At 58.7% G+C, this 19,583-nt stretch carries 17 protein-coding genes; 7 read left to right on the forward strand and 10 right to left on the reverse strand.

The window, feature by feature from the left end; translation table 11 throughout:
* Window positions 1–168: 168 nt before the first annotated feature.
* Window positions 169–1,443, forward strand: coding sequence for a 4-aminobutyrate--2-oxoglutarate transaminase (gene gabT / locus GRX64_RS13125; RefSeq protein WP_166267949.1), 1,275 nt, complete (start codon window positions 169–171; stop codon window positions 1,441–1,443).
* Window positions 1,444–1,543: 100 nt separating this feature from the next.
* On the opposite strand, the gene GRX64_RS13130 is transcribed toward gabT, so the two are convergent.
* The 3 genes from GRX64_RS13130 to GRX64_RS13140 form a co-directional block, all read right to left on the reverse strand.
* Complete coding sequence (locus GRX64_RS13130) at window positions 1,544–2,500, reverse strand: aldo/keto reductase (protein WP_207308804.1); 957 nt, start codon at window positions 2,498–2,500, stop codon at window positions 1,544–1,546.
* Complete coding sequence (locus GRX64_RS13135; protein WP_166267950.1) at window positions 2,469–3,755, reverse strand: NTP/NDP exchange transporter; 1,287 nt, start codon at window positions 3,753–3,755, stop codon at window positions 2,469–2,471. Before GRX64_RS13135 ends, GRX64_RS13130 begins: the two co-directional genes overlap by 32 nt.
* Window positions 3,756–3,974: 219 nt before the next feature.
* Window positions 3,975–4,373, reverse strand: a complete 399-nt coding sequence (locus GRX64_RS13140; RefSeq protein ID WP_166267952.1) for a DUF2721 domain-containing protein — start codon at window positions 4,371–4,373, stop codon at window positions 3,975–3,977.
* 340 nt (window positions 4,374–4,713) lie between these two features.
* On the opposite strand from GRX64_RS13140, the gene GRX64_RS13145 reads away from it, so the two are divergent.
* The gene (locus GRX64_RS13145; protein WP_166267954.1) at window positions 4,714–6,954 is read left to right on the forward strand and encodes a YgiQ family radical SAM protein; all 2,241 of its coding nucleotides are present in this window, start codon (window positions 4,714–4,716) and stop codon (window positions 6,952–6,954) included.
* Window positions 6,955–7,060: 106 nt separating this feature from the next.
* Here GRX64_RS13145 and GRX64_RS13150 read toward each other — a convergent pair whose 3' ends face one another.
* From GRX64_RS13150 to GRX64_RS13165, 4 genes are all read right to left on the reverse strand, one after another.
* On the reverse strand, window positions 7,061–9,304 hold the full coding sequence (locus GRX64_RS13150) for a glycoside hydrolase family 15 protein (protein WP_207308809.1): 2,244 nt from the start codon (window positions 9,302–9,304) through the stop codon (window positions 7,061–7,063).
* Between the two features lie 5 nt (window positions 9,305–9,309).
* The gene (locus tag GRX64_RS13155) at window positions 9,310–10,062 is read right to left on the reverse strand and encodes a TVP38/TMEM64 family protein (protein ID WP_166267958.1); all 753 of its coding nucleotides are present in this window, start codon (window positions 10,060–10,062) and stop codon (window positions 9,310–9,312) included.
* 129 nt (window positions 10,063–10,191) lie between these two features.
* Window positions 10,192–11,760, reverse strand: a complete 1,569-nt coding sequence (locus tag GRX64_RS13160; RefSeq protein ID WP_166267960.1) for a GNAT family N-acetyltransferase — start codon at window positions 11,758–11,760, stop codon at window positions 10,192–10,194.
* A gap of 83 nt (window positions 11,761–11,843) precedes the next feature.
* The gene (locus GRX64_RS13165) at window positions 11,844–12,023 is read right to left on the reverse strand and encodes a hypothetical protein (protein ID WP_166267962.1); all 180 of its coding nucleotides are present in this window, start codon (window positions 12,021–12,023) and stop codon (window positions 11,844–11,846) included.
* A 120-nt stretch (window positions 12,024–12,143) separates the two neighbouring features.
* On the opposite strand from GRX64_RS13165, the gene GRX64_RS13170 reads away from it, so the two are divergent.
* Window positions 12,144–13,382, forward strand: a complete 1,239-nt coding sequence (locus GRX64_RS13170) for a cation:proton antiporter (RefSeq protein ID WP_166267964.1) — start codon at window positions 12,144–12,146, stop codon at window positions 13,380–13,382.
* An 83-nt stretch (window positions 13,383–13,465) separates the two neighbouring features.
* On the opposite strand, the gene GRX64_RS13175 is transcribed toward GRX64_RS13170, so the two are convergent.
* The gene (locus GRX64_RS13175; protein ID WP_166267966.1) at window positions 13,466–13,711 is read right to left on the reverse strand and encodes a hypothetical protein; all 246 of its coding nucleotides are present in this window, start codon (window positions 13,709–13,711) and stop codon (window positions 13,466–13,468) included.
* 225 nt (window positions 13,712–13,936) lie between these two features.
* Here GRX64_RS13175 and GRX64_RS13180 point away from each other — a divergent pair, with 225 nt between their 5' ends.
* Window positions 13,937–14,365, forward strand: coding sequence for a hypothetical protein (locus GRX64_RS13180; protein WP_166267968.1), 429 nt, complete (start codon window positions 13,937–13,939; stop codon window positions 14,363–14,365).
* 179 nt (window positions 14,366–14,544) lie between these two features.
* Here GRX64_RS13180 and GRX64_RS13185 read toward each other — a convergent pair whose 3' ends face one another.
* Entirely contained in the window at window positions 14,545–15,237 is a 693-nt protein-coding gene (locus GRX64_RS13185; protein WP_166267970.1) for a pseudouridine synthase, read from the reverse strand.
* A 179-nt stretch (window positions 15,238–15,416) separates the two neighbouring features.
* Between GRX64_RS13185 and GRX64_RS13190 the strand changes: the two genes are divergently transcribed.
* Entirely contained in the window at window positions 15,417–16,520 is a 1,104-nt protein-coding gene (locus GRX64_RS13190; RefSeq protein WP_166267972.1) for a mandelate racemase/muconate lactonizing enzyme family protein, read from the forward strand.
* 194 nt (window positions 16,521–16,714) lie between these two features.
* On the opposite strand, the gene GRX64_RS13195 is transcribed toward GRX64_RS13190, so the two are convergent.
* Window positions 16,715–17,584 (reverse strand): sterol desaturase family protein, encoded by an 870-nt coding sequence (locus tag GRX64_RS13195; protein ID WP_235937679.1) that lies wholly within the window; start codon window positions 17,582–17,584, stop codon window positions 16,715–16,717.
* 111 nt (window positions 17,585–17,695) lie between these two features.
* Between GRX64_RS13195 and GRX64_RS13200 the strand changes: the two genes are divergently transcribed.
* Together GRX64_RS13200 and GRX64_RS13205 are read left to right on the forward strand one after the other, a co-directional pair.
* Window positions 17,696–18,601 (forward strand): LysR substrate-binding domain-containing protein, encoded by a 906-nt coding sequence (locus GRX64_RS13200; protein ID WP_166267974.1) that lies wholly within the window; start codon window positions 17,696–17,698, stop codon window positions 18,599–18,601.
* Window positions 18,602–18,732: 131 nt separating this feature from the next.
* A complete protein-coding gene (locus tag GRX64_RS13205) occupies window positions 18,733–19,437 on the forward strand; it encodes an aspartate/glutamate racemase family protein (RefSeq protein ID WP_166267976.1) in 705 nt (234 codons plus the stop codon).
* Window positions 19,438–19,583 lie beyond the last annotated feature (146 nt).

The raw sequence follows: 19,583 nt of genomic DNA on the forward strand, positions 1-19,583 counted from the left end.
CGCCTTCAGGCTGCTTTAACCCACTAATATCAGTAATCTTTGCTTCTTTCTCCGACCATTGGGGTTGCCAGCTTCGGTCACGGTCGGGGCTTAGCCTTGGAAAAATGGCCGCCAAAGCGCCATACTGTGGTACCTAATTTTAGAACCATGAGCACTGGAGACGAGAGCATGAGCAACAAAGAGTTGCAGGCACTGAAAGAGAAATACGTCGCCGCTGGTGCAGCCAGCCCGAACGAACAATTTGCAGATCACGCCAAGAACGCGGAACTGTGGGACGCCGATGGCAAGCGCATGATCGATTTTGCCGGAGGTATTGGCGTACTGAATATTGGCCATCGCCATCCCAAGATTGTTGAGGCCGTGAAGGCCCAGCTGGACAAGGTGATGCATACCTGCCAGACCGTCATGCCTTATGAAGGTTACGTGAAGCTGGCTCAGAAGCTCAGTGAAGTCACGCCGGTCCGTGGACATGGCAAAGTGATGCTGGCGAATTCCGGTGCCGAAGCACTGGAAAACGCGGTCAAGATTGCCCGCGCTGCCACCGGCCGTACCAACGTGATCTGTTTTGACGGTGGCTACCATGGCCGTACCTTCATGACCATGGCGATGAATGGCAAGGTCCGGCCTTATCAGGCGGGTTTTGGCCCGATGCCGGGGACTGTCTTCCGCGCACCCTATCCGGTGCCTTATCACGGCGTGAGCGTGGAAGAGGCGCTGCGCGGTCTTAAAATGACCATGAAGACCGATTCCGATCCGCAGGACACCGCCGCGATTGTGTTGGAGCCGGTCCTGGGTGAGGGTGGTTTCTACCCGGCGCCTGCCAGCTTCCTGAAGGCCATTCGCGAAATCTGCGACGAGCATGGCATCCTGATGATTGTCGATGAAGTGCAGAGCGGCTTTGGCCGGACGGGTAAGATGTTTGCCATTGAGCACAGTGGTGTCGAGCCCGACATGATGACCATGGCCAAGAGTATGGCGGACGGCATGCCGATCTCTGCCATTGTTGGCACCGACAAGGTTATGGACAGCTCTGGCCCGAACTCACTGGGTGGCACCTATACCGGCAGCCCGGTGTCCTGTGCCGCGGCACTGGCGGTGATGGACGTGTTCAAGGAAGAGGATGTCCTTGGCAAGAGCCAGCGTCTGGGTGACAAACTGGCGCAGCGGTTTGCCCAGTGGCAGGAAAAATTTGCCTACGTGGACAACGTTCGCAATCTGGGTGCAATGGCCGCCATTGAACTGGTGACCGACAAGACCAGTCGCGAACCCCGCGCCGATATGGCTGCGGAAGTGACCAAGAAGGCCAAAGAGAAAGGCCTGATTCTGCTGAGCTGTGGCATGCACGGCAACACAATTCGTTTCCTGATGCCAGTCACCATCGAAGACGATGTGCTGGAAGAAGGCATGAACATTGTGGAAGAAGCCCTGAGCGAACTGGCGTGATCCATTAACGCTGAGTTGGTAGACAAAACCCGCGACCTGGTCGCGGGTTTTTTTGTGCCTTCATCTTAGCGATAGCGTTGTAGTCGTGTTGCCGGGTAACTCAGAGTTGCCGCACCAGTGCGGCCATTCGCTCCCGTTGCTGCGTGTCCGGCATAGCGCCGTGGGCGGCTTGTATGTTGTCGCGGGCATGCCCGGGGTCACTGGTGGCGGGAATGGCGCAGGTGACCGCCGGGTGACTGGCAATGAACTTAAGGAAAAACTGCGCCCAACTGGTGATGTCCAGGTCGGCGGCCCAGGCGGGCAAGTCTTTGCCCCGGACCCGGCCAAACAGGGTGCCCTTTTCAAAGGGTTCATTGATCAGCGTGGCAACGCCATTGTCCCGCGCCACGGGCAGTAAACGTTTCTCGGCTTCCCGTTCGAGGATGTTGTAATTGAACTGCACAAAATCCAGTGGTTCGCGCTCACACAGTGTGGCCAAACGGTCAAACGCGCCGGTTTGATAGTGCGTCACACCGATATAACGGATACGGCCCTCCTTGCGCCAGGCTTTTAGCGTATCCAGATGAGTGTCGGTATCGACCAGGTTATGCACTTGCACCAGATCCAGTGGACCACCGCCCATCCGTCGCTGAGATCGGGTCATTTGGGCGATGCCATCCTCACGGCCCTGGGTCCAGATTTTTGTTGCCATAAACAATTCATCGGCGATGCCGAGCTCCGCGGCCAGTTCACCCACCACCGTTTCAGCCGTGCCGTACATGGGGGAGCTGTCCACCAGCCGACCGCCGCCCTGGTAGAATTGGTCGAGCACTTTACGCCGTGCCGCCATGGCGGTCGCATTGTCCGGAGAGACGTTAAACGTGCGAGCGGTGCCCAGACCAATCACCGGAATGCGTTCGCCGGAGGACGGAATGGCCCGGAATACCAGCGATTCGGGCAGAGGTTCCCCGAGCAAGGGGCGACACAGGCTGGTCAGCGCGATACCGGCGGACAGCGTCAGTAGCTGTCGACGGGACAGCCTGCAATCAGCGTAGGGGTTGGGTTTGTGGTGTGTCATTGGTTATCTCCTTGTGCTCTTGGCGAGCACGTTGACTGTGTCCCTGGCCAAGCCGGTACCCAATCACGGCCCAGAGCGCCGCCAGAGGTACCGCGACCCATGAAATGCCCGTCAAACCCAGCCCCAGGGCCGCCAGTCCGGTGTAGGCCCAGCCGGCTACGGCATCCCCCCCGCGATAGATGACGGTATCGATGATGTTCTTGGCTTTGTATTTTTCCATTCGTGGCACGACGGTGAACAGCATTTCACGCCCCGGTTTCGCAATGGCGTAATTACCGGCGCGCCGCAGGCATTGGAAAACCACCAGCGTTATCAGGACCGGGGCTGCGGCCAGGCACACGAAGCCGATCGCGACAATGACCGGCACCAGGGCCAGCGTCCGATTGAGCCCGAAACGCTGGATCAGGCGCGCGGTAATCAGCAGTTGCAGACCAATGGTCAGCGTGTTGGTGGCAAAATCGAGAGCGGCGAAGACCGAGGTGCGGTCACCACTGTCCGAGAACGCCTTGCTGACAATCTCCGCCTGGGCGAAATACAGAAAGGTGGCGAGTGTGGTGTAGAGCAGGATGAAGGCGCAGATGCCCTGCAAGTACCGCGAACGGGCAATGGCCTGGGCGCCTTCCAGCAGTGTTCCGCCCAGGGCTTCGCCTTGCTGACTGGCTGTTTGGGTGTGGCCGGGCTCAGCCGCTCTGTTGCGTTGGATGATCCAGATGCAGGGTAACGTCAGGGCCAGGGCCAGGGCGGCAATGGGCAGTAAGTGCTGGGGAGCCATAAGCTGGGCCAGCATGCCGGTGAGTCCGGGCCCGACGATGGCTCCGGCGCTGCCGCCAGCCGCGATGATGCCAAACAGGCGGGCGGCTTGCCGGTCATTGAATATGTCGGTCATAAAACTCCAGAATACCGACACCACGAATAGATTGAACACCGACAACCAGACAAAAAATACCCGCGCCGCCCAAGCCGCGGCAATATCCGCTTGCAGCCAAAACCAGAAGCCAATGATGCAGGCGATAAAGAGGCCGTAGGTTAGGGGCAACAACACGGCCCGCCGAAAGCGTATTGCCAGTGCCGCAAACAAGGGAGAAGCCACCAGCATGGCAATAAATGTCGCGCTGAACAGCCACTGGAGGTTGTCAACGCCGCCACGGACGCCCATCTCGTCGCGGACCGGGCGCAGGATGTAGTAGCTGAACAGCAAGAAGAAAAAATAGCCAAAGCTGGCCAGCAGCGCTGGCCATTCATCGCGGTTAATCATCACAAGGCGTGACCATCGATCCCCACGCGGGGAGGGCCCGGAGGTGGCAGCCTGTGACTCGAAAGCGTCCCTGGACTGGCTCATTGGTTCAAGTTTTGCTCGCTGGTGGAACCCGGACAACAGCTGGCTACATTCTAACCAGTTTGATGCGGGTCGGCCAACCGGCTCGTCATATAATGCTGGCCCAACCCCATCCTGGTAGGGAGACGCAAGAGCGGTCTAGTCCGCCCGGTGCCGCTGCTCAAAGTCTTCCAGCTCAACATTGATCGCATTGGTGGAGATAACAATTTCGTAGAGGGAAAACAGCAGCGAGAGTGACAGCAGTATCAGGCTTGCGCCGAAGCACAGGACACCCATCAATTGCCAGCCCAGGAAAAGTGCAAACATCGACAGGGTGCACACGAAAAAGCTGAGCACACCGAAGGCCTGCATGCGCTTGGTCAGCATGATACGTTTGCGCAGCATGCCAATCTGGCGGGCGATGATGGTGTAATCCTTTTCCCGCTCCATTTGTTTGAGCCGTCGGATCAGTTGGGCGAGTACCAGAAATCGGTTGGTGTAGGCCAGTAAGAGCAGGGAGATGGCAGGAAACAGCAGCGCTGGCGTGGTTAGGGTCACAGGTCCGTCCTTAATGTGATCGTTTAGGGGTAATAACGTTGCATCATACGGCCATTGATGCGGTCAGGACCAGACAGTAGCCAGTTCGTCGTGAGGCAACGGACCAACATCGACCGGGCTGTGCCCGGGTTAGTAATATTGGCCGGGGGATCGACGCTCGGATCAGTCCCCTCTGGTGGCCAGTCCAAGAGAGGCGGGGTGAAAAGTAGATGCGGCTTGATTAAAAAATGTGCTATCTTCGCCGCCATTTCACACTAAGACCCGTCAATAAGGTCTATCGATAAGGTCTAGCGACAAGACCCATCCGATTCAGTTTTGATCAGGAGCTCCGGCCGCCTTTATGCAATCCGCCAAACCCCTTTTTGACCACCCGAAATACTGGGCCGAATGCTTCGGACCATCGCCATTTTTGCCCATGTGCCGGGAAGAAATGGACCAGTTGGGTTGGGACGCCTGCGACATCATTATCGTGACCGGTGACGCCTACGTTGATCATCCGTCGTTTGGCATGGCAGTGATCGGGCGCCTGCTTGAGGGCCAGGGGTTTCGGGTCGGCATCATCGCCCAACCGGATTGGCACTCGAAAGAGGATTTCATGAAACTCGGCAAACCCAACCTGTTTTTTGGGGTGGCCGCCGGCAATATGGATTCGATGATCAATCGCTACACTGCGGACCGCAAAGTGCGCTCGGACGATGCCTACACGCCGGGCGACGTGGGCGGCAAGCGGCCAGATCGAGCCAGCCTGGTATACAGTCACCGGTGCAAAGAAGCCTACGGCGACGTGCCCATAGTGCTCGGGGGCATCGAGGCATCGCTGCGACGGATTGCACACTACGACTACTGGCAGGACAAGGTTCGCAAGTCCATCCTGATCGACGCCGGTGCCGACATCCTGCTGTACGGCAATGCTGAGCGGGCCATTGCCGAGGTAGCATCACGCCTGTCCCGTGGTGAAGCGGTGGAGACTCTGACCGACATTCGCGGCACTGCCTTTGTTCGTCGTGACACCGCCGAAGGCTACTATGAGCTGGATTCCACCCGGGTGGATCGCCCGGGGCGGGTCGACAAAATCATCAGTCCCTACGTCAACACCCAGGAACTTGAGAGTTGCTCCAGCACTCAGGCGGCCGGCCCCGAGCAGGCGGCTGACCTGGACGAAGCGGTGGTGGTGCAGTTGTTGCCCAGTTCCCGGGTCAATCGGGAAAACACCGTTATCCGGTTGCCGTCGTTTGAAAAGGTGCGTAATGACCCGGTCCTCTATGCCCACGCCAACCGAGTACTGCATCAGGAAACCAACCCCGGTAATGCTCGGGCGCTGGTGCAAAAGCACGGCGATCACGATGTCTGGTTCACACCTCCACCGATTCCACTGACCACGGAAGAAATGGACTATGTGTTTGACCAGCCCTTCGCGCGAGTGCCACACCCGTCTTACGGCGATGCCCGTATTCCCGCTTATGAGATGATTCGATTCTCGGTAAACATCATGCGTGGCTGCTTCGGTGGCTGTACCTTTTGCTCAATCACCGAGCATGAGGGCCGGATTATCCAGAACCGCTCGCAGGATTCGATCATCCGTGAGATAGAAGCGATGCGGGACAAAGTGCCCGGTTTTACCGGTGTGGTGTCGGATCTGGGCGGGCCGACCGCGAACATGTACCGCATTGCCTGCAAGTCGCCGGAAATCGAGTCTGCCTGTCGCAAACCGTCCTGCGTGTATCCGGGCATTTGTGAAAACCTGAACACCGATCACTCGGCCTTGATCGAACTCTATCGCACCGCTCGTGAATTGCCGGGTGTGAAAAAGGTGCTGATTGCCTCCGGTCTCCGATACGACCTGGCCGTGGAATCGCCGGAATACGTTCGCGAACTGGTGACCCACCATGTCGGTGGCTATCTGAAGATCGCCCCGGAACATACGGAGGAAGGCCCGCTCAGCAAGATGATGAAGCCGGGTATCGGCAGTTATGACCGGTTCAAGCGGATGTTCGAAAAATTCACCAAGGAAGCGGGTAAGGAGCAGTACCTGATTCCCTACTTCATCGCGGCTCACCCCGGCACCACCGATGACGACATGTTGAACCTGGCGCTCTGGCTCAAGCGTAATGGCTTCAAGGCCGACCAGGTGCAAGCCTTCTATCCGTCGCCGATGGCAACCGCCACGACCATGTATCACACCGCCCGGAACCCATTGCGCAAGGTGACTTACAAAACCGAAAAGGTCGGTACCGTCAAAGACCCGATGCAGCGCCGCCTGCACAAAGCGTTCCTGCGTTACCATGATCCCAGGAACTGGTCACTGCTCAAGGACGCCTTGATGAACATGGGGCGGGCCGACCTGATTGGTCCGGGTAAACACCAACTGATCCCCAAAGAGCAGCCCAAGACCGATGGCTATCACAGCGCACGTCGCAAGAACTCGACCCCGCTGGGCAGCCGTAAGGGCGGCAAACCGCTGCTGACTCAGCACACGGGGTTACCGCCAAGGTCAACCGACGGCAGCAAGCCGGCAAAAGCTCGCTCATCGGCCAGTGGCAAGCCAAAGTCCGCTGGCCGCCCGCCTGTCCGGGCACGTTAGCCCACGCTCCGCAGACGCTTGTAATGACGCATGTGCGACAGCCCCGGTGTGTCCGGGGTTTTGGTAGTGGTCCAGGCGTTACCTGAGGCGTTGGAATCTTTGGCCGTCAGGCCTCGGGGCGGCGCCGTAACCGGATGGTTTGCTGATGGTCGGTAGCCCGGACCGGGTCAAACCCGGGCAGCTGTATGTCGATTCGGGGCGACTCGCGATGCCAGTCTGCCTGCCAGGTGACCAGCACTGAGCCATCCTCCTGGTTGGCTGTAACGGTGATGGAAACGGGGCCAAAACAGGTGGGAGCGGGCCCATACCGGATTGGTTCGGGCTGCTCCAGCCAGCGGCCGGGCAGCCCGCTGCATAACACCAGGCGGTCCTCTTCCTCCCGCACAAAGCCGTTGCGGATTATCATCACCCATTCCGCCGAAGCCCAGACATGGTGGCCGTCGCCCATACAGCCGCCGCCTGTGCCGGGATGTATGGCTTCAGGCCATTGCCCCGTCGGCGAGGCGAGCCTGGCGACTGCGTCCATCAGGTCGAGGTATCTTGGGTCGCCCGCCCGCAACAGCACTTGCGCCACGTGCAGGGTCAGGTAGGCATTGAGTCCCGAATGGATCATGTCCTGATAGAACGCGCCTTTCACAAAACACCGCTCCAGTAAGAACTCGACACTGTCAAGCAACCGCGGATCGTCCGGCTCGCACAATTGCACCGGGTAGCCCAATGCCAGTGAGCCGATCGCGCCCGCATCGAGCCTTCGGTACGGAGAGGCCGGCATCGCCAGCCGCCCTAGCCGTTGCTCGCTGCGTTCCAGGCTGCGGTCCACCGCCCGGGTAAAATCCTCGGCTCCGTCGGCAAAGGCGCGACTGTCCTTCGCACTGGAGTGGCTGAGCAATCGGGACGCGGCTTTGAGTCCGGCAATGCCCCAGAAATCGTCCCAGTAGTAGTAATCGTTGGGTCCCAGGTGCTCGGCGCTGAAGCCTGGCGGCAACAGTCCGGCATGAGGTAAGTCCGTCGTGCTCTTCAGACGCTTGCGCAGGATCCAGTTGGCCCCCCGTTTTATGGGGCCGAGCCAGAACGTGTCCGGGCGCTTGCCGGTCAGCTCATAATAGCGTTGCAACACCCAAAGCACTTCACCGTTGGCGTCCCACTCGCCCTCCTGGGACCGAAAGTAGCCGAACGCCGTTTGCCGCTCCGGGAACCGGGCCAGTGCCCGTTCGGCGCGTTGGGTGAGGCCGGTCGCCAGCAAGGCGTTGATGATAAAGGCAGCATCCCGGAACCAGAACCGTTTGTAGGTAAAAGGACCGGGGTAAACGTCGTCCGGGGAGTGCAGAATCAGGGAAGCGACCGCGGCGTCATAAAGCATCTGGTATCGGGCATCGGGGCAGACCAGTCGGGCATGGCCCTGGCGCTCTTGCTGCCACGCGTCAGCACAGTTGAGCCGGGCGGGCATGTCCGTCAGTGGCACCGTGGCGGTGAGCTCGGTGGTTTTGCCGGGTTCGACCCTGAACAGCGCAGCGGCGGTGACCATTCCGACATCACACACGCCGTCGGTCTGATCGTCGCGGTCGCTCAGGTGAATATGGACATCGCCATGCCGATAGTCGGACATGTGGTGACGGTGCGCGGGGGCACTGAAGGCAACGGTGTGTTTGCCATCCACCACCCACGCATCCCGGCTGGGGGACAAACCCACACGATGAATGAAACTGATGCCCTCCGGATTGCACGGACGCAGCGCCAGCACCAGAGAGGCGTCCAGGTCCGAACGGGCTTGAACCAGCAGCTTGCAAACGGGCAGGCCGTGCTCCAGCGCTACCCAGGCCCGGCTGCTGAGTTCAAGCCCGTCCATCCCGGACTCGGTGATCACGGCTGCCGCCGCGGATAAATCCGCGCGTTGATTGCAGTTTTCGGTGCGTGAGGGCAGCAGGCAGCGGCCATCTTTCGCGAGCAGCCAGCTATCCAGCGACCAGCCGTCAAAAAACGGCGTCAGCAGTCCACGCGGGTCCACAATCGGGAGTTCGTCGCAATCGGGGTGGCCAATGGCGGTCCAGTTCCGGTGGCTGAGATTGACGTGGGTGATGGAAAAGGCCCGGGGGATAAATGACGGATCCGCCGGGTCAAACTGACGCTCGATCCAGTAAGGCCATACCCAGTCCAGGTTGTGCTGTATCACCCGGCTGTTGATCAATCCCCTGGCATGAAACACCACGCCGGCCCGTAACAGCTCTATAGGTTCCCCCACCTCGGAGGGTTGTGCAAAGCTGTGCAGCCGGCCCAGCAGGGTAATGGGGTCGAGAAAACCGTGCTTGCGGGCGGCATAGCGGAGCACAAACCGCCACGGCAGCCATTTCATCCAGCTCACGGCGGATCCTCCGACAGTGTCTTGTGGCGGGTGTATTTTGCCAGTGCCCGCTTGGCAAGCCGGTTGAGGTAGAAGATCGCAACCACCGTCGCCACAAAGCCCAATCCATAAATGGTCCATTCAAGAGGGGTGCGGGCCGTGTGACGCACTCCCATCGTGGTAATGTCAGCGGCAATGGAACCCAGGTAAACATTGTGCAGCGAAAATGGAATGTAGCCGATCAGACAGCCCATGAAAAAGCCACCAAACGACACACGAGTCAGGCCGAAGACAAAGTTCGACACTTTGCTGGGGAAAAACGGTATCAGGCGTGTGAGCAGCACGACTTTCCAGCCATGGGGAGCCAGTTCCTCATTCATCAGCCTGAGCCGGGCGTGGGACAGCAGGTAAGTTCTGGCACGGTCACCCAAGGCATGGCGGGCGGTCAGAAAGGCCAGCGAGGCACCGAGTACGGTCCCTGCAACGACATAGGCGGTGCCCTCCAGAACGCCAAAAACAAAGCCGGCGCCGGTGGTAAACAGCACGCCTGGCAGGAGCAACAGCATCACGGCCGCCATAACCAGCACGAACAGCACAGCCGCCCAGGCGCCCTGGTCGTCAAACCACTGCAGCAGGCTCACCACCTGCTGATGCATCCCCAGGCTGTAGAGAATCGCGAGAATGACGCCGACCACGAGCACACTGCCCAGAAGGGCAAGCGTGGGTGAGTGCTTCCAGTCGAAGCGTTGCTCCTGCTCGTTGGTTGCCATCGGGATCAACTGCCTCCACATCCGCAGACGTTTATCCAGTCGGGAACGTTGTCACACGCGTAATATCAGCGTAGTCCAGCCCCGGCTGTTTACTCAATGACCGGTGCCGATGAAGGTGAGTTGCTGGGATTAGTGACCTCGCCACTGCACGTTGTACAAATCGTGTCGCCGGTCGTGGAGGTTCTTCACCGTTCCGCTGTTGCGTGCGGTCATCAATGTGCCGGGGCGGAGATCGGCAAAGGCTACGGTCTCGACATTCGGTGTGGTATCCGCCGCGATGCCATCCCGGGCAAAGGGGAAATCGCACGGCGTCAGAATGCAGCTCTGACCATATTGCAGTTCCATATTCGGCACGTTCGGAAGATTGCCCACATTGCCGGACAGCACCACATACATCTGGTTCTCCACGGCCCGGGCCTGGCAGCAGTAACGAACGCGCAGATAACTTTGACGCTCATCTGTACAAAACGGCACGAACAGGATTTGCGTACCCTGATCCACCAGGTGACGGGTCAATTCGGGGAACTCGGCGTCGTAGCAAATCAACACGCCGATCGGCCCGCAATCGGTTTCTATCGCCGTTACCCGGTTACCCCCGCGAATATTCCACCAGTAGGCCTCGTTCGGGGTCGGGTGAATCTTGGCCTGCTGGTAGACCTGTCCGTCGCGAAGAAACACATACCCCATGTTATTGATGCCTCCGGCCGGGTCACGGACCGGTGTCGAGCCGCCGATGATGTTGATGTTGTGCCGCAGGGCAAGGTCCCGCATCAACGCCTTGTAGGGTTCTGCGTACACGGTGACCGCCTCAATGGCCTCGGCCGGTGTCGCGGTGGGGGCTTCGATGGAGAGCAACTGCAAGGTGAACAGCTCCGGGAACACCACAAAGTCACCTTTGTAGGTCGACACCACGTCGACAAAATAGGTCACTATGTCGCTGAATTCCTGAAACGAGGCGACTGGTCGCTGCTGATATTGCACGGTCCCGATCCGAACGGTGTCCGGGAGACGCTTGCCGTATCGCTTCCGTTTGTCATCGAGTCCGTTCTGCTGCACCTTGGGATTGCGCCAGACCAGATGAATGCCGTAACCGAGAGAGGCATGGTCAGCGTCCAGATAGTGGGGAATGATGTCGTGTACTTCAAAGCCGTTATCAAGCTGAAACGACAGCACCGGGTCGCGTAGCTTTTTCGCCTTCACTGCCTCGACGTAGGCGTCGACCGATTCGAACTTTTTCAGCCGTCGGCTGAGCGTAGGCAGGCGCCCGGCAAAGACCACACCCTGCAGGTCAAGGGATTCGCACAACCGTTTGCGCTCGTTGTACAGGCGCTGGCCAATGCGGTAACCGCGAAAATCCGGATCGACGCACACCTCCATGCCATAGAGCCAATCGCCTTCCACGTCATGGCGGGAGGCATAACCGTTGCCGGTGATGGAGGTCCAGGTGTGGGGTGCCAGGGCAATCGAACCGGCGATTCGGAAGGTGGCGCAGTAACCCACGACCTTGTCCCCGAACACGGCAACAAACTGGCCTTGTGGAAAGGTGTTGATCTGGCCGATCAACGGGCCCTCGGTGTACCCGTACATGCCGGTGCCGGCGTAGACCCGAAGGCTCATGGCAATGATGGCAGGGATATCCTGCAAGGTGGCATTGCGGACAATAAGACGATCACTGGTGCTGGCGAAAGGGTTGCTCATACAGACCTCAACAAAGTGACGGTTTGCCACTCTGATCATTCGGGCAAACGGCGGTTCTCGTCAAGGCCTTTCAGCGTCGGTCTTCAGTGAGCCTTCACCTTTTGTTTTTGGCATCGCTGGCAGCGGTACACCGTGACCAAACGGCCCTGCTGGACGTCGAATTGTTTGGCTTTGCAGACCTCCCATTTGTGGAAGTCGTGTTGACAGAGCCCCTTGCGGGGCGTTTTCTTTGGAGGGCGCTGGAACGGCAAAATCTCGGCCATGGATCATCACCTGTATCTGAATCAAGGGGCCCGCCGGCCCTGCGTATTGTGGTGGTGGAAGTCGGCGGGCGTATCTGGTCCAATCATGGGCTCGATCCTGCCCGCTGAGTGAAGGAACACATGACACTGTTTGAAATCGTCGCCATCTTGCTGAGCCTCTCTGCGTTGTTCAGTTATATCAACGCCCGGTTTATCGGTCTACCAACGAGTATCGCCGTGATGGCGTTTTCGCTGGCATTTTCGCTGGTGCTGGTCGGCATCAACTACCTGGGCGGGCAGGACCTGACCCGCTGGGCGGAGCAGTTGATTGCGCAGGTTGATCTGGGTGAGACGTTGCTGAACGGGCTGTTGAGCTTTTTGCTGTTTGCCGGCGCCCTGCACGTCAACCTCGATGATCTGGCCGATCAGAAATGGCTGGTGGCATTGCTGGCAACGCTGGGTGTGGTGGTCACCACCTTATTGGTGGGATGCGCCATGTGGCTGGTGCTGGGCTGGCTTACCATACCGCTGCCGTTTATTTATTGTCTTTTGTTCGGGGCTGTAGTGGCGCCAACCGACCCGGTGGCGGTACTGGCCATTCTGAAATCAGTCGACGCGCCGAAAACATTGTCCACCAAGATTGCCGGTGAGTCCCTGTTCAACGACGGTGTCGCAGTGGTGATGTTTATCGCCATTCTGGGCATTGCGCAGGGGGACAGGGAGGCCACGTTCCAAAGCATCGGCCTGCTGTTTCTGGAGGAGGCAGTGGGCGGGTTGGTATTGGGGTTTGTTTTGGGGTGGGTGGGGTACCACCTGCTGCGTGGGCTTGATAATTACCAGGTCGAAATACTGGTTACCATTGCTCTGGTGGCCGGCGGTTACGCGTTGGCCAGCCGGATGCACATGTCCGGTCCGTTGGCGGTGGTGGTCGCAGGGCTGATGATCGGCAACCATGGCCGGCGCTATGCGATGTCCGAAAAAACCGAGCGACACCTGGACACCTTTTGGGAGTTGATTGATGAGGTGCTGAACGCTGTCCTGTTTTTGTTGATTGGCCTCGAGGTTCTGATCGTCACCTTTGAACTGCCGGTGCTCTGGGCCGGACTTTCGGCAATCCCGTTGGTGCTTCTGGCGCGTCTGGTGGCGGTAGGTTTACCGGTAATGGCGTTAAAGCCGTTTCAGGAGCACACCACCAGCTCCATTCTGGCGTTAACCTGGGGCGGCCTGAAAGGCGGTATTTCAGTTGCACTGGCTTTGGCGCTGCCCGCCGGGCCGGAACGGGATCTGATTCTGCCGATGGCCTACGCGGTGGTGGTGTTTTCTATCCTGTTTCAAGGCCTGACGGTGAAGCAGGTTTTAGGGCGCTCGACAGCGGGCTGACTGGCCGGTGCCGGCGAAATAAGTCAATCGGGCAGCGCTATCGAAAAGGCTGCCCGATTGAACGGTCTTGCGCGGGTGATGGTCTACTGCGAGGCCTCATCAAGGCGTTCCATTGCTTGCTTGAGCACCGCTACGGATTCGCCGTGCTTCCCTTGCTGGTGCAACTTTTCACCCTGATCCCGCAATGCTCTTATCTCACTGACCGCATCCGCAGGTAACTGCCTGCTGTCCAATTCGCTGTCAATTTTGTGAACCAAGGCTGGGCACTGGTTGGCCTGTACCGTGCCGACCAGAAATAAACTGACAACGAGTGCGATAATGTAGCGCATGGTGGTTCCTCCGTGAGTGGGGTAGTAACACTTTCTAGTGTAGTCCTCCTCTGTCGCAATTGCGGTATTTGGGGGAATTAAACTTTCTAAAGAAAACGCTCTGGATTACAACAACTTTTCCGGTGGTTGGCTGAGTCGCCTTTGCACAAAATTTACAGGGTCCAGACAGCAGTTGACACTCACGCGGTTACGCTTGTCGGTAGGTACTCACACAAGGACTGCCTTATGAAAAACCTACTGATGACAGGTGTTGCCATTACGCTTTTGAGTCTTTCAGGCGGTGTACTGGCCGAATCCAAAGCCTTCGATAAAATAACCGCACAGTATGAGCGAAACGCTGGTCGTGATCATGCCGCCGGGCATGAGGGTAAAGGACGATTGCAGCAAGCCAGGCATGGCTACAACGATAATCGTGGTGGTCATCAGGGCAAGGGTCATCATGGCAAGTGGCGCCATGGGAATAAACACAAGGGCGGCTATAAACATGGCAAACATGCTGCCAGACATGGCCATGGCCATCGCCACGGCCACTCCGACTGGCGGACACGCTATGATAAGCCTCGCTACCGGGACCATGACCGCGATCGCAGGGATTTGTACTTCGGTGTGATCCTCGGCCCCCGTGGCGGCGTGGAGTATCGCCAAACCTGGTAAATTGCCATCGGCCTGACACACGGTTCCCGAACGTTGAAAGGGAACCGAGTGTCAGGGCATTGGTGTTTTCGTCCTTTGGGCCCTGACGTCAGGAAAGCACTGCCAGAGTAACGACCGGCTGTCAGCCGGTGCAGTTATGTAAAAGTTTAGAAGACATGGCTCTTCCTGGCCGGAAAGATTTAACCCACCGATGCAATCTCAATTGGCGTTAAGGCACGGTAAGCGCCTGAAGATAAGTCTTCACCCAGATCAATGCTTCCCATACGCTCCCGATGCAGTGCCACAATGCGATTTCCCACGGCAGTGAACATGCGTTTGACCTGATGGTAGCGGCCTTCATAAATGGTCAGCCGAGCTTCCCGCTCGCCGAGTTGCTGCAACTGTGCCGGTGAGGTGGTGAGGTCTTCGTAGCTGAGATAAATACCTTCTGCAAAGCGATGGGCGGTCTCGGCACTGATCGGAGCCGCAGTTCGCAAGTGGTATACCTTCGGAACCTTGAGCTTGGGCTCAGTCAGCCGGCGCGACCAGAGACCATCGTTGGTGAGGATCAAAAGGCCAGAGGTGCTGCGGTCCAGACGCCCGCCAATATGCAGGCAGGGGCGAAGTTCCGGGGCCACCAGCTCCAGCACGGTGGGGTGGCAAGGATCGCGGGTGGCACTGAGATAGCCCACCGGCTTGTGCAGCATCAGGTAGTGAGCGGTGTTTTCCTGCAGCACCTCACCGTCGAGGGTCACGGTTGCAAAGCGGTCGATATCGGCACGGAGGTCGTGCACCTGTTGTTGATTGACACGAACGCGACCTCTGGCCACCAGGAGTCTGGCGGTCTGATGACTGTGTTCGGTATGTTTACTGATGAAGCGGTCGAGTCTCATGGCGTCCGATTATCGCAGAAGCATGGGGACGTGGGTATCGCTCAATCGCGGGCACTCAATCAGTTGTTAAGCCGATACCACGTGGTGGCAGGCGCGTGAATTCTCGCGGCCTTGCGCCTATGGTTGAGCTGTAACGCAAGATTGGGTGTCGTCTACCTGCAAATGGAGGTGCAAAGCGTATGCGTATCGTCGGACTGGATGTGTATGCCGCTGAGTTGCCCTACGTGGGCCAGGCCTATGCCTTTGCGGGCGGGAGGTCTTACCACTTGTTTACCAGCACGGTGGTCGTGGTCAGGACCGATGCCGGTCTTGAGGGCTATGGTGAAATTTGCCCCTGTGGGCCAAGTTACATGCCGGCCTTTGCTGGCGGCGTGGTGCCTTGTTTGCGAGAACTGGCCCCGGCGATCCTGGGCGAGGATCCCCGGCACACCGCCCGGCTGATGATGAAAATGGACCAGGTGCTCAATGGCCAGGCGTATGCCAAGGCTGCGATTGATATTGCGTGCTGGGATTTGCTTGGTAAGGCCTCGGGCCTGCCGGTCCATGTTTTGCTGGGGGGGTTGCTGACCGCGACCCTGCCGTTGCATCGGGTGGTACCGCTGGCTGCGCCGCAAGATACATTGCAGGTGGTGGCGGCGCATCGGCGCAACGGATTTCGCCATTTTCAGATCAAACTCGGCCAGACTGAGGAACAGGACATTGAATTGCTTCGGACGCTTGCCCCTGCCTTTCAGGCTGGCGAAGTCTGGATGGGCGATGCCAATGGTGCCTGGCGTCGGGATCAGGCGGTTGCCATCTCCAGGGCGGTTGCGGACATCGATCTCTATCTGGAGCAACCCTGCCGAACCTACGAGGAGTGCCTGTCGGTCCGGCAACGGGTGGCGCACCCAGTCAAACTGGACGAATGCCTGAACAACCTTGGGGATGTGCAGCGAGCCCTGCGTGACGATGCCATGGACGCAATGGCGCTCAAAGTCAGCAAATTCGGAGGTTTAACAACGTCGCGACTGATCCGGGATCTTTGTGTCTCGGCCGGAGTAGCCCTTACGATCGAGGACGCCTGGGGCAGTGGCATTGCGACGGCGGCCTACACGCATCTGGCCGCCAGTACCCCACCACAATGGCTGCTCAACACCACGGACCTGCATAATTACAACACGGTTCAACTGGCCCACGGCGCACCGAAGACGGCCCATGGCACTATGGCCGTAAGCGACCGTCCCGGGTTGGGGGTCGAGCCAGACTTTGACCAGCTCGGGGACCCTGTGTTGGTGTTGGTTTAGGGGGCGCCATGGTGGCAGACGTGACTCACAACAGCCGACCCGATTGGTCGCCTGGTATGGTCTATTGGTCGGCATCCGGCTGAATAGGGCGGGGTCTTTAAATCGGCCGCTAGGGGGGGAAGCCCGGCAACCAGGAAGTCATGCCTCGGTGACGCTGACATGCCCGTGCTTTGTGGTCTGATGGCGAGTTTTGGCTACGATTTCAAATACTTGCCAACATCGGTATTGAAGTAACGGAACAGCACACTTTTTTGTTCGCGTTCGGACTGCTTCCAGCCGTAGGTCGCGGGGCGATGGGTTTCGATGGCCAGTGTGTCGAATATCAACCAGTCAAACAGTGCCAGTGAGCCGCAGACATTTTTCGCGGAGTTTCGACCCCGCGCGTGGTGATGGTGATGCTGGGTGGGAAACGTGAAAACGTGCGCCAGGGCCCACATCGTTTTGCGGACCCATGCCCAACGGTGATTGTGGAAATACAGGTCGTAGTTCCAATTGGTGTGGGTATGGGCCGACCATAGGCCTTTGGCCACCGTTGCCCAAAGAAAGACTTCGACCAGCCCCAGGTACAGCCCCAGCAGTTGGAACCAGAAGTTCGGCATGATCAGCCACCACAGCCAGCCGTTGGTGAAGGTCTGGGTGACGGTGAGTTGGCCCCGGTCATCGTCACCACTGAAATGGTGTGGGCGGTGGGAGAGCTTGAACACGGCTTGCACCGACTGCAGCCAACGGAGTCCGGGGCGTCGGCAGTGGGCGAAGTAATGACCAGCGCCATGGATCAGCTCTTCAAGGCAGAAGAAGACAATCAGGGTTGGCCAGAAATACTCGGCTTCAAGCCAGGCCAGAGCCCCGGCGCTCCCGGGTACCGCCACGCTCAGCGTTGCACCGATGATGAGTAGGACCAAGGGACGCTGGACCGCGATCATCAAGACGGTGGTCAGGCCCGCGACTTTCCAGTCCTGGGCGGTGCGGGCGCCGTTGGCGCTCCGGCCGCTGAGAAATTCAAAGCTGGCAGCGATCAGGATAAAGCCCAATACCGACAGTGCGACCAAGTCGTTCAATGTCATGACAGTTCCCCTCTTATTATTCTGGGTAAATTGTGGATCGATGGCTGAGGGTTAGAGGATCGCTGATGTTTTGGTTTTCTGACCAATCAATGTTCTGTATAAATAATATCCATGAAGCTGAATTTACGATCGGTCGACCTTAATCTGTTGCCAGTCTTTGTCGCGGTTGTTGACGAAGGCCAGCTGTCTCGTGCGGCGGTGAGGCTGGGAATGAGCCAGCCAGCCGTCAGCGCGGCACTCCAGCGGCTGCGTCTGACAGTGGGTGATCCGCTGTTTACCCGATCCCGGGCCGGATTGTCACCGACGCCTCGTGCCCAGGCACTCTACCAGAGTGTCAGTGCCGGCCTGCATACATTGGCGGACGCCCTGGACCCCGGTCAGCATTTTCATCCTGCCACCGCGGCCCGGACGTTTCGGCTGTTGGCCGTGGACTATTTTGAAACCCTGGCGCTGGGCCCATTGATGGCGGCCTTGCGCAGCCAAAGCGCCACCATCGGCATCCATATACTGGCCCAGCAGGCTGGCTGGGTTCGCACCCTGCTGAATGCAGAGGCGGATTTCGCACTGGATACGCAGGTACCTGAGGATGATCGCCTGCAGGCGAAGGTCGTCGGGGAGGAATCGCTCGCGGTGGTTGTGCGTCAGTCGCATCCAGTGATTAGCGACAGCCTTTCGCTGGAGGAATTTCTGGCCGCGGAGCATGTGGTATTGCCGCTGAATGAGCGCCGAACCCTGCCGCTGGATCAAATCCTTGGCCGACCCGGATGGCATCGCAAAGTGGGTGCCCAGGTGGTGCAGTACAGCAACCTGTTGTCGGTGGCCAGCGCCAGTGACCTAATCGCTACCGTGCCCTTGCGGTTGGCCCAGCATCTGGCCCCTGGCCTGAAGCTGCAGGTGCTGCCATTTCCGGTACCGACGCCAAAAGTACCGATATACCTTATTTGGCCCAAGGCCCTGGAGCAGGACCGGGCGCATTTGTGGTTTCGAGAGTTTCTCGAGATGCAGCTGTTGGCCTAGCAAGCAGGGAAGCGGCTATGCTCATTGCAAAGGATCGTCTGCCCCGGGCCCAGAGCCACCGGTCTGGCCGCCTGTGTCGATCGAACCCAGCGACTGGCATTACGACAACACAGAGGGGGAAGACAGCAGCGATGAAAACCATAGGGTTACTTGGGGGAATGAGCTGGGAGTCCACAGCGAGTTACTATCGGATTATCAATGAGGCCGTAAAAGCGAATCGGGGTGGCTTTCATTCGGCCCCAATCGCCATGGTCAGCGTGGATTTTGCCGACATTGAGGCACTGCAGCGCCAGGGTGACTGGCAGCGCATGGCTGAATTGCTCGCCGGGCATGCACGCTCGGTCCAACAGGCTGGGGCGGATCTGTTGTTAATTTGCACCAACACCATGCACCAGGTGGCCGATCAGGTTCAGGCGGCCATTGAGATCCCCGTCGTTCACATTGTCGACGCCACTGCGGCGGCGCTCAAGCAAGCAGGTGTTACTCGGGTAGGGCTGTTGGGCACACGGTTTACCATGGAACAACCCTTTTTCAAGGACCGCCTGCAGCAACGGTATGGCATCGAGGTAACGGTGCCCGCGGCGGACGATCAGAAAACTGTCCATGAGGTCATTTATTCGGAGTTGTGTCAGGGCATCCTGCGGCAGGAATCGCGACAGCGCATTGTCAGTATCATTGAGGGGCAGAGGGTTCAGGGCGCAGAGGCCGTGATCCTGGGGTGCACGGAAATCGCGTTGCTCGTGCAGCCAAGCGACATCGATGTGCCGCTGTACGATACCACCAGAATTCACGCCCACGCTGCGGTTGCCCAGGCATTGGATGTGGGTGGTCTATGACCTTGTCATTATGTCGCGATACGATGAGAGTCCGACCAAGGGCTTAGCCGATGGCCGGACTTTTACCTATACTTTTCCTTGAGCCCGACCGTCCATGGCGGGGGCTCGCCCCTGCTGTCGGGATAGGCTGATATCGGCAAACTGGC

This window comes from Marinobacter caseinilyticus, from assembly GCF_011074955.1.
Lineage (GTDB): Bacteria > Pseudomonadota > Gammaproteobacteria > Pseudomonadales > Oleiphilaceae > Marinobacter > Marinobacter caseinilyticus.

What these genes read in the sequence shown, in the direction of transcription:
- gabT (WP_166267949.1), top strand. Translation starts at nt 169, where the DNA reads ATGAGCAACAAAGAGTTGCAGGCACTGAAAGAGAAATACGTCGCCGCT.
- GRX64_RS13130 (WP_207308804.1), bottom strand. Translation starts at nt 2,500, where the DNA reads ATGACACACCACAAACCCAACCCCTACGCTGATTGCAGGCTGTCCCGT.
- GRX64_RS13135 (WP_166267950.1), bottom strand. Translation starts at nt 3,755, where the DNA reads ATGATTAACCGCGATGAATGGCCAGCGCTGCTGGCCAGCTTTGGCTAT.
- GRX64_RS13145 (WP_166267954.1), top strand. Translation starts at nt 4,714, where the DNA reads ATGCAATCCGCCAAACCCCTTTTTGACCACCCGAAATACTGGGCCGAA.
- GRX64_RS13150 (WP_207308809.1), bottom strand. Translation starts at nt 9,304, where the DNA reads ATGAAATGGCTGCCGTGGCGGTTTGTGCTCCGCTATGCCGCCCGCAAG.
- GRX64_RS13155 (WP_166267958.1), bottom strand. Translation starts at nt 10,062, where the DNA reads ATGGCAACCAACGAGCAGGAGCAACGCTTCGACTGGAAGCACTCACCC.
- GRX64_RS13160 (WP_166267960.1), bottom strand. Translation starts at nt 11,760, where the DNA reads ATGAGCAACCCTTTCGCCAGCACCAGTGATCGTCTTATTGTCCGCAAT.
- GRX64_RS13165 (WP_166267962.1), bottom strand. Translation starts at nt 12,023, where the DNA reads ATGGCCGAGATTTTGCCGTTCCAGCGCCCTCCAAAGAAAACGCCCCGC.
- GRX64_RS13170 (WP_166267964.1), top strand. Translation starts at nt 12,144, where the DNA reads ATGACACTGTTTGAAATCGTCGCCATCTTGCTGAGCCTCTCTGCGTTG.
- GRX64_RS13175 (WP_166267966.1), bottom strand. Translation starts at nt 13,711, where the DNA reads ATGCGCTACATTATCGCACTCGTTGTCAGTTTATTTCTGGTCGGCACG.
- GRX64_RS13180 (WP_166267968.1), top strand. Translation starts at nt 13,937, where the DNA reads ATGAAAAACCTACTGATGACAGGTGTTGCCATTACGCTTTTGAGTCTT.
- GRX64_RS13185 (WP_166267970.1), bottom strand. Translation starts at nt 15,237, where the DNA reads ATGAGACTCGACCGCTTCATCAGTAAACATACCGAACACAGTCATCAG.
- GRX64_RS13190 (WP_166267972.1), top strand. Translation starts at nt 15,417, where the DNA reads ATGCGTATCGTCGGACTGGATGTGTATGCCGCTGAGTTGCCCTACGTG.
- GRX64_RS13195 (WP_235937679.1), bottom strand. Translation starts at nt 17,584, where the DNA reads ATGACATTGAACGACTTGGTCGCACTGTCGGTATTGGGCTTTATCCTG.
- GRX64_RS13200 (WP_166267974.1), top strand. Translation starts at nt 17,696, where the DNA reads ATGAAGCTGAATTTACGATCGGTCGACCTTAATCTGTTGCCAGTCTTT.
- GRX64_RS13205 (WP_166267976.1), top strand. Translation starts at nt 18,733, where the DNA reads ATGAAAACCATAGGGTTACTTGGGGGAATGAGCTGGGAGTCCACAGCG.